This is a genomic window from Cupriavidus sp. 09_S30 (genome assembly GCF_056930435.1).
The window spans coordinates 3,393,125-3,406,039 of record NZ_JBXOWI010000001.1; the positions used below are offsets into that span (position 1 = coordinate 3,393,125).

The 12,915-nt window shown below is 69.3% G+C and carries 11 protein-coding genes; 7 read left to right on the forward strand and 4 right to left on the reverse strand.

The window, feature by feature from the left end:
* Genes AC1Z3O_RS15865 through AC1Z3O_RS15880 form a run of 4 tightly spaced genes read left to right on the forward strand, consistent with a single transcriptional unit; the run spans position 1 to position 3,456 of the window.
* A complete protein-coding gene (locus tag AC1Z3O_RS15865; RefSeq protein WP_483516655.1) occupies positions 1–1,269 on the forward strand; it encodes a vWA domain-containing protein in 1,269 nt (422 codons plus the stop codon).
* Positions 1,260–1,826, forward strand: a complete 567-nt coding sequence (locus AC1Z3O_RS15870; protein ID WP_483516656.1) for an SRPBCC family protein — start codon at positions 1,260–1,262, stop codon at positions 1,824–1,826. The genes AC1Z3O_RS15865 and AC1Z3O_RS15870 overlap by 10 nt, the downstream gene beginning before the upstream one ends.
* Positions 1,799–2,848 carry an XdhC family protein gene (locus AC1Z3O_RS15875; protein ID WP_483516657.1) on the forward strand — a complete coding sequence of 350 codons (1,050 nt, stop codon included), beginning with the start codon at positions 1,799–1,801 and terminating at the stop codon, positions 2,846–2,848. Before AC1Z3O_RS15870 ends, AC1Z3O_RS15875 begins: the two co-directional genes overlap by 28 nt.
* On the forward strand, positions 2,830–3,456 hold the full coding sequence (locus AC1Z3O_RS15880; RefSeq protein WP_483516658.1) for a nucleotidyltransferase family protein: 627 nt from the start codon (positions 2,830–2,832) through the stop codon (positions 3,454–3,456). Before AC1Z3O_RS15875 ends, AC1Z3O_RS15880 begins: the two co-directional genes overlap by 19 nt.
* 30 nt (positions 3,457–3,486) lie before the next feature.
* On the opposite strand, the gene AC1Z3O_RS15885 is transcribed toward AC1Z3O_RS15880, so the two are convergent.
* From AC1Z3O_RS15885 to otsB, 3 genes are read right to left on the reverse strand one after another with little or no spacing between them, the layout of a single operon-like run.
* Positions 3,487–4,881 carry an alpha,alpha-trehalose-phosphate synthase (UDP-forming) gene (locus AC1Z3O_RS15885; RefSeq protein ID WP_483516659.1) on the reverse strand — a complete coding sequence of 465 codons (1,395 nt, stop codon included), beginning with the start codon at positions 4,879–4,881 and terminating at the stop codon, positions 3,487–3,489.
* A 36-nt stretch (positions 4,882–4,917) separates the two neighbouring features.
* Complete coding sequence (locus AC1Z3O_RS15890; protein ID WP_483517627.1) at positions 4,918–6,831, reverse strand: glycoside hydrolase family 15 protein; 1,914 nt, start codon at positions 6,829–6,831, stop codon at positions 4,918–4,920.
* A 22-nt stretch (positions 6,832–6,853) separates the two neighbouring features.
* Positions 6,854–7,618, reverse strand: a complete 765-nt coding sequence (gene otsB / locus AC1Z3O_RS15895) for a trehalose-phosphatase (RefSeq protein ID WP_483516660.1) — start codon at positions 7,616–7,618, stop codon at positions 6,854–6,856.
* 239 nt (positions 7,619–7,857) lie between these two features.
* Between otsB and ilvA the strand changes: the two genes are divergently transcribed.
* Positions 7,858–9,384, forward strand: a complete 1,527-nt coding sequence (gene ilvA, locus AC1Z3O_RS15900; protein WP_483516661.1) for a threonine ammonia-lyase, biosynthetic — start codon at positions 7,858–7,860, stop codon at positions 9,382–9,384.
* A gap of 63 nt (positions 9,385–9,447) precedes the next feature.
* Positions 9,448–10,281, forward strand: a complete 834-nt coding sequence (queF, locus tag AC1Z3O_RS15905; RefSeq protein ID WP_483516662.1) for an NADPH-dependent 7-cyano-7-deazaguanine reductase QueF — start codon at positions 9,448–9,450, stop codon at positions 10,279–10,281.
* An 81-nt stretch (positions 10,282–10,362) separates the two neighbouring features.
* Here queF and AC1Z3O_RS15910 read toward each other — a convergent pair whose 3' ends face one another.
* Positions 10,363–11,817, reverse strand: a complete 1,455-nt coding sequence (locus tag AC1Z3O_RS15910; protein WP_483516663.1) for a carbohydrate porin — start codon at positions 11,815–11,817, stop codon at positions 10,363–10,365.
* Positions 11,818–12,167: 350 nt separating this feature from the next.
* Between AC1Z3O_RS15910 and AC1Z3O_RS15915 the strand changes: the two genes are divergently transcribed.
* Positions 12,168–12,896 carry a TetR/AcrR family transcriptional regulator gene (locus tag AC1Z3O_RS15915; protein ID WP_483517628.1) on the forward strand — a complete coding sequence of 243 codons (729 nt, stop codon included), beginning with the start codon at positions 12,168–12,170 and terminating at the stop codon, positions 12,894–12,896.
* Positions 12,897–12,915: the final 19 nt, after the last annotated feature.

The following is a 12,915-nucleotide window of genomic DNA, read 5'->3' on the forward strand; positions in this document are numbered from 1 at the left end:
ATGGCACGCACGCCCACCGCCGCCCGTCCGCACCACGGCCCGCCGATGCTGGCGCGCAATGTCGCGCACTTCATGCGGCTGCTGCGCGATGCGGGCTTCGCGCTCTCGCCGGCCGTCGCCGCCGACGCGCTGGAAGCGCTGCGGCTGGTAGACCTCGGCCGGCGCGACGAAGTGCGCGCGGCGCTGGCCGCGCTGGTGGTGTCCGGCCCGGACCAGCGCCCGCTCTTCGACGCCGCCTTCGACCTGTTCTGGCGCGACCCCGACTGGGAGGGCAAGCTGCGCGCCCTGCTGCTGCCGCGCGTGGACGCGGGCGCCCCGCCGCCGCGGCGCAGCAACCGGCTGGCCGACGCCCTGGCCGCGCAGCCGCCGCCCGGCCTGCGCGCCCCGCCCGAGCCCGAGGAGACCGAACGTTTCAGCGCGCCGCTCACCTTTTCCGACCAGGAACGCCTGGCCCGGCGCGACTTCGAAACGCTGAGCGCGGAGGAATGGCGCGCGCTGCGCCACCTGGTGCGCGCGCGGCGCACGCGCCTGGCCATGCAACGCACGCGGCGCATGCGCACCGCCGCCAGCGGCTGCCAGGCCGACCTGCGCGCCAGCGCACGCCTGGCCGTGCGCCAGCAAGGCGAGTGGATGCGCTGGAAGTTCCGCCGGCACGCCGAACGCCGGCCGCCGCTGGTGCTGCTGCTCGACATCTCGGGCTCGATGAGCCAGTACTCCCGGGCCGTGCTCTATTTCTGCCACGCCTTGATGCAGTCGCGCGAGCGCCTTTCGGTCTTCCTGTTCGGCACGCGCCTGACCAACATCACCCGCTCGCTGCGCGAGCGCGACCCCGACGAGGCAGTCGAGGCCATTTCCGCGCAGGTGCGGGACTGGGCGGGCGGCACCCGCATCGGCGCGGCACTGGCCAGCTTCAACCGCGAATGGGCGCGCCGCGTGCTGGCCGGGCGCGCCACCGTGCTGCTGGTCACCGATGGGCTGGACCACGAGCACATCGACCTGCTCGCCGCCGAGATGGCGCGGCTGCGCCGCTTCGCCCACCGCATCATCTGGCTCAACCCGCTGTTGCGCTACGCCGGCTTCACGCCGCGTGCGCGCGGCGTGCAGGCCATCCTGCCGCACGTGGATGCACTGCGCCCGGCGCACAACCTGGAGAGCCTGTTCGCACTCGAGACACTGCTGGCCGAAGACACCGGCCGCACCGCTGCACCGCCCCCGCCCGCCCCGCGCATGGCGGAACCACACCCGGAGGAACCCCGACCATGGAAATGAACCAGACCCAGCGCCTGCCGGTGACCAAGCAAGTCGCCTGGGAGGCGCTGAACGACACGGCCCTGCTCAAGCAGTGCATCCCGGGTTGCGAGAGCATCGAGCCGGACGGCGACAACGCCTACCTGGTGGCGCTGACGGCGGCGATCGGGCCGGTCAAGGCGCGCTTCAAGGGCCGCATGGCGCTGCAGGACATCCAGGCGCCCGACAGCTACACTATCCAGTTCGACGGACAGGGCGGCGCGGCTGGCTTCGGCAAGGGTGCCGCCCACGTCAAGCTCGATGCCGACGGCGACGAGACGCTGCTGAGTTACACGGTCCAAGCCCAGGTGGGCGGCAAGATCGCGCAGATCGGTTCGCGCCTGGTCGATGCCGCCGCGCGCAAGATGGCCGACAGCTTCTTCACGCGCTTCACCGAAGCGGTGGGCGGGACCCCGGGCGACGACGCCGCGCAGGCGGATGCCGGCGCGCAGGATGGCAGCGCGCAGGATAGCGGCGACGGGCAGACCAACGAACCTAAGCGGAAGCGATCATGGACAGCGTGGATCTCGAAGTCCTGAAGAGCAGCGTGCGCTGGATGGCCGAGGGCCACCGCGCGCTGCTGGTGACTGTGGTCAGAACCTGGGGCTCCTCGCCCCGCCCCGAGGGCGCCATGCTCGCCGTGCGCGACGACGGCCTCGTGGTCGGCTCCGTCTCCGGCGGCTGCATCGAGGACGACATCATCGACCGCGTGCGCCGCGAAGGCATCCAGGGCGCGGCCGGCGTGCGCCCGGAGGCCGTCAAATACGGCATCAGCGCCGAAGAGGCGCACCGCTTCGGCCTGCCCTGCGGCGGCACCATCGAGCTGGTCTGCGAGCCCCTCGCCCCGGCGCGTGCCGACGACACCGCCCTGCCCGCGCTGCTGCGCGCCGTGGAGAACGGGCGGCTGGTCGGACGCACACTCGACATGGCCACTGGCCGCGCCTCACTCGGCCCCGCGCTGGCCACCGACGGCCTCGCCTTCGACGGCAAGACCCTGCTCACCATCCACGGCCCGCGCTACCGCATGCTCGTCATCGGCGCCGGCCAGCTTTCCAAGTACCTGTGCCAGATCGCCGTCGGCCTGGGTTTCCAGGTCACGGTCTGCGACCCGCGCGAGGAATACACCGAGACCTGGGACATCCCCGGCGTCGCCATGGTGCGCACCATGCCTGACGACACCGTCACCGAGATGAAGCTGGACGAGCGCTGCGCCGTCATCGCTCTCACGCACGACCCCAAGCTTGACGACCTCGCCCTGATGGAGGCCTTGCGCACTCCCGCCTTCTACGTCGGCGCACTCGGCTCGCGGCGCAACAACCAGGCGCGGCGCGAACGGCTCAAGGAGTTCGATCTCACCGAGCTCGAGCTCGCCCGCCTGCACGGGCCGGTGGGCATCTATATCGGCAGCCGCACGCCGCCGGAGATCGCCATCTCGATCCTGGCCGAAGTGATCGCCGCCAAGAACCACGTCTCGCTGCCCGACATCCTGCAGGTGGAGGGCGCCAAGGCCGCGCGCGAGCAGGCGGCCAACACGGCCAGCGCATGCAGCCCGGCGCCTTGAACGCGGGACGCGGCGCCGCGCCGACGAATGCCGAGCTGCTGCCCACTGGCATCCTGCTGGCGGCCGGCTATGGCCGGCGCTTCGACCCTGCCGGCACGCGCGACAAACTGCTCGCCACGCTACCCGGCAGCCAGGCCACGGTGGCCTGGCGCAGTGCGCGCACGCTGGCCGTGGCACTGCCCGGCGCCCTCGCCGTAGTGCGGCCCGGCAGTGCCGCGCTCGCGCAGGAACTGCGCCGCGCCGGCTGCCGCGTGCTGGAAGCGCCCGAGGCCGAGGCAGGCATGGGTGCGGCACTGCGCGCCGCGGTGGCCGCCACCGCCGACGCCAATGGCTGGGTGGTAGCGCTGGCCGACATGCCCTGGCTCAGCCTCGAACTGGTACGCGCGGTCGCGCTGACCATCACCACGCCCGACACCATCGCCGCGCCCTGGCGGGATGGCAGGCGCGGCCACCCCGTCGGCTTCGGCGCCGCTTGGCGCGATGCCCTGCTGCAGCTCGACGGCGACGAGGGCGCGCGCGAACTGCTGAAGACGCAAGCGGTCACGCGCATCGTGACCGAGGAGGACGGCGCGTTCCGCGACGTGGACACGCCGGGCGATCTGCGCTGAGGCGCCGAAACACTGTGGCGCCGCAGCCGCTCAGCCGGCGTCAGTCTCGGCCAGCGTGCGCAGGAACTCTCTGCTCCACCAGTGCACATCCTGCGCGCGGATGCGTTCGAGCAGCTTCTGGTGGCGCGCCTGCCGTTCGGCCAGCGGCATGTGCAATGCCTGCTGGATGGCCTGCGCGGAAGCCCGCGTGTCATAGGGATTGACCAGCAGCGCCTCCTTCAACTGCTCGGCGGCACCGGCGAAGCGCGACAGCACCAGCACGCCCGGGTCGGCGGGATCCTGCGCGGCGACGTATTCCTTGGCCACCAGGTTCATGCCGTCGCGCAGCGGCGTGACCAGCGCCACGCAGCTCGCGCGGCACAGGCCCGGCAGGCGCTTGCGCGAGGTGGTGCGATGGATGTAGCGCACCGGCATCCAGTCCAGTTCGCCATAGCTGCCGTTGATGGCGCCGGTGATGCCCTCCATCTCGCGGCGCAGGTCGGCGTAGGCGTCGACAGTCTCGCGCGAAGGCGCGGCGATCTGCACCAGTGTCGCGCTCATGCGGTTCTCCGGGTACTCAGCCAGCAGCGTCTGGAAGGCCTTGAGCCGCTGCGGCAGTCCCTTGGAGTAATCGAGCCGGTCGATGCCCAGCAGCAAGCGCCGGCGCGCGTACTGCGCCATCATCATCTCGTAGGTCTCGCGCGCCTCTGTGCCGCGGCCCAGCTCGATGAACTGGTCGACATCGATGCCGATGGGAAAGGCCTGGGCCCGCACCGTGCGGTGAAAGGCCCGGTAGCGGTGCTCGCCCATCGGCTCGGCACGCGCCTCGAATTGCACGTAGCGCGAGAAATGCTCCAGGTCGGCCTGGCTCTGGAAGCCGACCAGGTCGTAGGCGAACAGGGCACGCATCAGCCATTCGTGCTGCGGGATGGCCGCCAGGATCAAGGGCGGCGGCAAGGGGATATGCAGGAAGAAGCCGATGCGCTGGCTGCAACCGATGGCGCGCAGCTCGGCCGCAAGCGGGATCAGGTGGTAGTCGTGGATCCAGATGTCGTCGTCAGGGCGAAGCAGCGGCGCCAGCTTGCGCGCGAAGAGCTGGTTCACGCGCCGGTAGATGTTGAGATTCTGGCCGACATCGAAGTCGGCCAGGTCCAGCCGGTAGTGAAAGACCGGCCACAGCACGCCATTGCTGTAGCCCAGGTAGTAGCCGTCGTGGTCCTCGCGGCACAGGTCGACCATTGCCAGCGTGACATTGCCCGCCTGCTGCAGGTGCAGTTCGCCCTCCCCGGGCGTGCCGCCCTGGGCCGTCTCCACTACCTTCCCGCTCCAGCCGAACCACAGACCGCCAGTCACTTTCAGCGCCTCGCCCAGCGCGACGGCAAGGCCGCCTGCAGCGGTATTGCGCGGATCGGCCGTGCGGTTCGATACCGCTACCAGTCTACCCATGGTCTTCCCTGTCCTTGATTGTTGTCAGCCCCCGACTCAAATGACCGAATCCCACGGCGCGGACAAGCGCACCGCTGCGTTGATCAGCCCTACCATCGAATACGTCTGCGGGTAGTTACCCCACATCTGGCCGCTGACGGGATGCGTGTCCTCCGACAGCATCCCGAGCGGGTTGCGCACCGCCAGCATGGCCTCGAAGATCTCGCGCGCCTGGTCGCGCCGGCCGATGCGGGCCAGCGCGTCGATGCGCCAGAAGGTGCAGATGTTGAAGGCCGTCTCAGGCTTGCCGAAGTCGTCCGGCGCCTCGTAGCGGCGCATGTAGGGACCGTCGCACAAGGTCTCCTCCAGCGCCTTCACCGTTGAGAGGAAGCGCGGGTCGAGCGGATCGATGAAACCCACCTCGCTCATCAGCAGCACACTCGCATCCAGCTCGCGCCCGCCGAAGCTTTCGGCGAAGACCTGGCGCGATTCGTTCCAGGACTCGGCGAGGATGCGCTCGCGCATGCGCGCGGCATGCTCGCGCCAGTAGGCCGCACGCACCGGCAGTTGCAGCTTTTCGCCGATCTTGCACAGCCGGTCGCAGGCCGCCCAGCTCATCAGCGCCGACGAGGTGTGCACGCGCGCGCGCGTGCGCAGTTCCCACATGCCGGCATCGGGCGTGCCGAACACGCGCACCGCCTGCTCGCCCACCTGCTCGAGGATGTGGTACTCGGTGGCGCCGCCCCGGTGCAGAAGCCGGTGATCGTGGAACGCCTGCGCCGCGCCCATCACCACGTTGCCATACACATCGTGCTGTAAATGCTCCTGGGCCTGGTTGCCCACCCGCACCGGTCCCATGCCGCGGTAGCCGGGCAGGTACTCCAGAATCGCCTCGGGCAGCTCGCGCTCCAGCCCGATGCCATACAGTGGCTGAATATGGCCGTCGCGCGACTGCATGACCACGTTCGACAGCCAGCGCAGGTAGTCTTCCATGGTGGCCACCTCGGACAGGCTGTTCAGCGCGCGGATGACAAAGAAGGCGTCGCGCAGCCAGCAGAAGCGGTAGTCCCAGGTTCGGCCGCTGTTGGGCGCCTCGGGAATGCTGGTGGTCATCGCGGCGACGATGGCGCCGGTCTCCTCGAACAGCGAGAGCTTGAGCGTGATTGCGGCGCGGATCACCGCGTCCTGCCATTCGCTTGGCACCGCCAGGCGACGCGACCACGCCTTCCAGTAGGCCGTGGTTTCCTGCTCGAAATCGCGCGCGGTCTCCTCCACGCCGCCGCTCAGTGTCTCGTCCGGCCCGAGAATGAAGCTGTAGTCCCGCATGAGCAGGAAGGGGGTGTGCGACAGCACATAGGCCAGCGGCGCATCGGTGGTCATGCGCAGCGTCATGCCGTCACCGACGTAGCGCACGTGGCTGCTGCCGCGCGTGATTTCCGGCACCGTGCGCCCCCAATCGAAGCGCGGCGCGAGCACCACGCGCACTCTCGGCGCGCCGCGCACCGGGCGGATCCGGCGCACCAGCGAGGTGGGACGGAAGTAGCGGCCCAGGCGGAAGAAGCGCGGTGCGAAGTCGGTGATTTCCAGGCAGTTGCCGCGCACATCGGTGAGCCGCGTGCGCAGGATGGCGGTATTGGGCTCGTACCACTGCTTGGCGCGATGGAAGTCCTCGATCTCGATGGAGAAATGGCTGCCGTTCTCGCTGGGATCGAGCAGGGCATTGAAGACCGGGTCGCCGTCGAAGCGCGGCAGGCAGCACCAGACGATGCGGCCGCGCGCGTCGACCAGCGCCGAGAAGGTACAGTTGCCGATCATGCCGAGCGACAGCGACGGGTCGGCATGGCGGCCGGCGGAGCCGGTACCGGCATCTGCGGCGGCGGATGCAGCGGATGCGGCGGATGCGGCTGTCGACGCCGTGGCGGAGGCGGTAGCGGTGGCAGACGCGCTTGCCGTGGAAGATGCGGCGGACACTTGGGTCACAGGGATTCCTCCTTCAAGAAGACATGTCCCGCGCCGGCGTCCCGCCATGCGCGGCCAGCGCCGCGGCGGAGCGGTGCAGCCAGCAGCGCAGCGCGGCCGGCCCGGGCACGCTGACTGTAGCGGCGCTCGGCCGCTCGCCCACCAGCACACCGATGCCGCCCAGCCGCCGCACCGCGACAAACCCAGCCTCATCGGTGACATCGTCGCCGGCAAACATCGGGCGACGCGTGGCGAACGGCGCGGCGCGCATGAAGGCGGCGATCGCGCCGCCCTTGTCGACGCCTGCGGTCTTGATTTCCAGCACCATCTTGCCCGGCAGGACTTCCAGTCCGGGCAGCCCCCGCACCGCCTCGGCCACCGCCTCGCGCACCAGCGGCTCCAGCTGGGGAGCGGCGCGGAAATGCAGGGCCAGCGCGGCCGACTTGGGCTCCAGGCGCAAGGCCGGGTAGGCCTGCGCCAGCGGCCCCAGGCGTGCCAGCAGCGGCGCCAGCGCGGGAAACGGCGGCGCCGCGACGGCCTCGGCGCCGTTGCGGTACTCGGCGCCGTGGACGCCGGCCGCGGGCAGCCGCAAGGGCTGCAGGAAATGGTCGAGCTCCGCGATGGGGCGGCCCGAGATGATGGCCAGGGCGCCGTCCAGCTCCGCGTGCAAGCGGCGCAGCGTGCCCACCAGTTCCGGCTCCACCCGCACCAGTTCCGGGCGCGGCGCGAGATCGGCCAAGGTGCCGTCGAAGTCCAGGAACAGCGCGGTATTCGGTTCGATCAGAGCAAGCGAAGACATCTGCAGACACCGTAGCATGCGTAATCGGCGAGCGTCCACCCGGCGCCGTCCTACACGCCGGATGCCGGCGGCATGGCGTCGGCGCCGCATTGCCTGCCGCCTCGGCCTGCCTTGCCATCCATTATCATTAGCGCTTTGCGCATTTTCCAGGCACTTTGCCGGCTGCTTCCGCCGGCTGCCGTTTTTGCCCGCTTTTTGCCGTTCCCTGCCGCTATTGAGCCGCCCCGCCGGCGCCGACGATGACCCGCAAACCCGATTACCTGAAGAAGATCCTGACCGCCAAGGTGTACGACGTGGCACAGGAAACCGAACTGACCTACGCGCACCAGCTGTCGGCCCGCACCGGCAATGCCGTCTGGTTCAAGCGCGAGGACACCCAGCCGGTGTTCTCGTTCAAGCTGCGCGGCGCCTACAACAAGATGGCCTCGCTGACGCCCGAGGAACTCAAGCGTGGCGTGATCGCCGCATCGGCCGGCAACCACGCGCAAGGGGTGGCGCTGTCGGCGGCCCGGCTGCAATGCCGCGCCATCATCGCCATGCCGGTCACCACCCCGCAGGTGAAGATCGATGCCGTGCGCGAACGCGGCGGCAAGTGGGTCGAGATCGTGCTGCACGGCGAGTCCTACAGCGACGCCTACAACCATGCGGCCACGCTGGAGAAGAAGCACAAGCTGACCTTCATCCACCCCTTCGACGATCCCGAGGTGATCGCCGGCCAGGGCACCATCGCCATGGAGATCCTGCGCCAGCACCCGGCGCCCATCCACGCCATCTTCGTCGCCATCGGCGGCGGCGGCCTGATCTCCGGCATCGCCGCCTACATCAAGGCGGTGCGCCCCGAGATCAAGGTCATCGGCGTGCAGACGGTGGACTCCGATGCGATGAAACGTTCGGTCGACGCCGGCAAGCGCGTCGAACTGAAGGACGTGGGCCTGTTCTCGGACGGCACCGCGGTCAAGCTGGTGGGCAAGGAGACCTTCCGCATCACGCGCGAGCTGGTCGACGACATCATCCTGGTGGACACCGACGCCATCTGTGCCGGCCTCAAGGATGTGTTCCAGGACACCCGCAGCATCCTGGAACCGGCCGGCGCGCTGGCGGTGGCGGGCCTGAAGGCCTACGCCGAGCGTGAGAAGCTCAAGGGCGAAACGCTGGTGGCGATCGCCTGCGGCGCCAATATGAACTTCGACCGCCTGCGCTTCGTCGCCGAGCGCGCCGAGGTGGGCGAGGCGCGCGAGGCGGTGTTCGCCGTCACCATCCCGGAAGAGCGCGGCAGCTTCAAGCGCTTCTGCGAACTGGTCGGCACGCGCAGCGTGACCGAGTTCAACTACCGCATCGCCGACAACAGCGTGGCGCACATCTTCGTCGGCCTGCAGATCAGCAGCCGGGCGGAGAGCGACAAGATCGCCGCCAACTTCCGCCGGCACGGCTTCGACGCGCTCGACCTCTCCAACGACGAGCTGGCCAAGCAGCATATCCGCTACATGGTGGGCGGCCACTCGCCGCTGGCGCAGGATGAGCTGCTGTACCGCTTCGAATTCCCCGAGCGCCCGGGCGCGCTGATGAAGTTCCTCTCCAGCATGAGCCCGAACTGGAACATCAGCCTGTTCCACTACCGCAACCAAGGCGCCGATACTTCGAATATCCTGGTCGGCATCCAGGTGCCGAAGAACGAGAAGCGAGACTTCCGCGCCTTCCTGTCCACGCTGGGCTACACGCACATCGACGAGACCGACAACCCCGTCTACAAGCTGTTCCTGGCCTGAGACAGCCGTCAGACCACCTGAACCCGTTCCTGCCCAGCGCGGGAACGGCAAGCGAGGCAAAGCATGAGCCTTCCCGAACACTCCCCACTGGGCAAGCCTTCGGCCTACAAGGCCGAGTACGACCCCACCCTGCTCTTCCCCATCCCGCGCCAGCCCAAGCGCACCGAGATCGGCCTGCCCGAAGGCAAGCGCGCGCCCTTCTTCGGCGTGGACATCTGGAATGCCTATGAGCTGTCGTGGCTGAACATGAGGGGCAAGCCGCAGGTCGCGCTGGCCAGCTTCATGATCCCGGCCGACTCGCCCAATATCATCGAATCGAAGTCGTTCAAGCTGTACCTGAACTCATTCAACCAGAGCAAGATCGCCTCGGCCGAGGCGCTGCAGCAACTGCTGCAGCATGACCTGTCGGAGGCCGCCGGCGCCACCGTGCAGGTACGCATCACGGCCGAAGCCGCCTTCGGCCAGCAGCGCATGGGCGAACTGGACGGCCTGCTGCTCGACCGCCTCGACATCGAGACCGACATCTACGAGCCCGCGCCGCACCTGCTGCGCGCGGACCAGGACGAATCGCCGGTGGAGGAAACGCTGGTCTCGCACCTGCTCAAGTCGAACTGCCTGGTGACCGGGCAGCCCGACTGGGGCAGCGTGCAGATCCGCTATGTGGGCGCGCCGATCGACCAGGAAGGACTGCTCAAGTACCTGATCTCCTTCCGCAACCACAACGAGTTCCACGAGCAGTGCGTGGAGCGGATCTTCATGGACGTGCTGCGCCAGTGCAAACCGGTCAAGCTGGCCGTCTACGCACGCTATACGCGCCGCGGCGGGCTGGACATCAACCCCTTCCGCACCAACTACAACACGCCCTGGCCGGACAACCGGCGCAACGCGCGGCAATAGGTAGCAGGTAGCAGGCTGGCGCATCGTGGGCGGCCCCGGCCGGGCCGGGGCGGGCCAGCCGGGCGTGCGCCACGCCGGCGCTCAGAACTCGGAGTGGAAACGCACGCCGTAGAACTTCGCCGGCCCGCGCGCCGCGTTGTAGCCCGGATTGCGGATGTACTGGAAGTCCGGGCTGACGCTCAGGTACTTGAAGACCTGGACGCTGTAGAACACTTCGAACACCTGCTCGGGCGCGTAGTCGAGCGCGCCGTCGCCCAGGAAGGCGCCCTGCCCGCCCGCCGCCAGATAGGCGCGGTGGTCCCGCCCCAGCATATTGATCGCCATGGCCAGGCCGACGTTGTCGCGCGGGCGGCCCCAGGCCGTGCCGGCCAGGATGCCGCCGAGCGATACCTGGCGGCCGATCTCGGTAAAGGCGTAGGTCTCGGTCTTGTCGTCGGACATGTTCGCGCGCAGGAAGACGCCCAGCGAATCATTGACCTTCTGCATGAAGGACAGCCCGATGCCGACCTTCGCGTGCTCCTGGCGCACATTGGCCACATCGGGCGTGGTGCCCGTGGCCTGCCCGAAGGCGATGGCGTCGCTGAACGAGCCCATGCGCGCCTTGTTGCGCCAGAGCAGCAGGCGCGCCACGCCGGGCTGGCCCGCCAGCTTGTAGCGGCGCTCGAACTCCAGGATGTCGCCGTAGTGCTCGAACATCCGCGTGTCCAGCTCCAGGCCGTTTGACTCCAGCGGCTGCAGGAAGCGGCCGAAGCGCACCGACCAGTCGTCGCCGATGTACTCCAGCGACAGGCCCCAGTCGTAGCCGCGCGCATCGGCGGGATAGTCGAAGGAACCGTGCGCCATGAAGGACCAGTTCATGAACTGCGTGCGCGGATCCGAACCGTAGTCATTCTGGTCGAACACGTCGAGCACGCTGAAGTTGCCCGCGGTCAGCACCAGGCGGCGCTTGTCCACGCTGCCGGCGAACTGGTTGAAATCGGCCTCCTGCTGTTCCGTGCCGCCACCCAGCCCCCAGGTCTGGCGCAGGAAGGCACGCGCGCGATAGACGGTCGGGCTGGTGCTCGACACCTTGGCCAGTTCCCCGTTGGTCGGCCCGCCCAGGCCGTGCAGGCCGGAAAAGGGCACGCCCTGCGTGACCTCCGGATTCAAGTGGAACTCCGCGCCGTGCCACAGGCGCATGCCCAGATCCAGCGTGGTGCTGAACGAATAGCTCTTCGCGCGTTCCGGCATCAGGCTGTTGGGGCCGGAATAGGCAGCATCGAAAGCTGGCTGGCGCTGCCAGACATAGGTGGCCTGGCCATGGAAGGCGAACCGGTCCTCCTCCGGATTCTGCGCGGGCGTGGCGGCTGCTTCCGCTGCGGCGCCCGTCGAGGAGGCGGCGCCCGTTTCCGCCGACGCCGCCGGAGTTGGCGCCGCCGTGTCGCCCGCCGCCGCTGCCTGGGACCAGGCTGGCGCGGCGCTCAGCGACAGCGCGGCGCTCAGCAGCAGGCAACAAAAGGGGCTGGCCGCCCGAATGGCGTTCTGGGGAAACAGCATGAAAAAAAGGGGGCAGGTTCGGCAGGGCGCGGGTCCGCAGGGCCCATGCGGCTATCGGCGGACGAAGCATAGCCAAGCCGGAATGACATGTCCACCTTGCATTGCTGCAACGCAACATGTGATCGATCCGCAAAGCGTTTTCACCGAGTAGCCCCGGCTGCACCTCCCTGCCATCTCGCCTCCGCGCGGAACCCCACCCTGGCAGGCAGGCAGCCAGGCGGCCAGCCGGATGCGGCTTGAATTAATTAATGCGCCAATTAATATGAATTGATCGCCAGGAGCTGCCCATGCCGCCTGCCCCGTCCACCGGATCCGTGCCCGTACCGGCCGCTGCGCCGGCAGCCGAGGCCTTGCCCGGCGCAACCAGCACCGCGCGCGGAGCCGGTCCGCGCCGCCCCGGGCGGCCGAGCCGGCCTGGCGAAGACAGCCCCGGCCAGCGGGCCCTGCTGCTCGACACGGCAACCGTGCTGTTTGCCGACCGCGGCGTGGCTGCCACGCCCATCAAGGCCATCGCGGCCGCTGCCGGCGTGACGCCGGCCCTGGTGCACTACTACTTCCGCGACCGCGGGCAACTGCTCGACGCCGTGGTCGACGAGCGGCTGCGCCCGCTGATCGAGCAGGTGTTCGCCCCCCTCGATGCGGTCATGGCCGAAGCCGCCGCGGCCCGGGAGCCCGATATCCCGGCACTATTGCGCGGCATTGCCGTGCGCCTGATCCGCATGGCGGCAGCCACGCCCTGGCTTCCCGGGCTATGGATCCGCGAGATCGCCGGCGTGGACGGCCAACTGCGCGAGCGCATGCTGCACCGGGTTGTCCTGCAGCGCGCAGGGCGGCTGATCGCAGGCCTGCAGGCAGCACAGGCGCGCGGGGCGATCGCGCCGGGGCTGGAGCCGCCGCTGCTGATCGTCTCGCTGATCGGACTGACGCTGCTGCCACTGTCCACGGCCCATATCTGGCGCCAGCTCCCGGGGGCGGCCTCGATCGACAGCGAGGCACTGGCCCGGCATGTCGGCGCCTTGCTGGCGCACGGCTTGTCGCCCGCGCCGCCCGTGCCGCCCTCCCCTCGTCGCCACGCCTGAGCCTTGCGCCACGGAACCG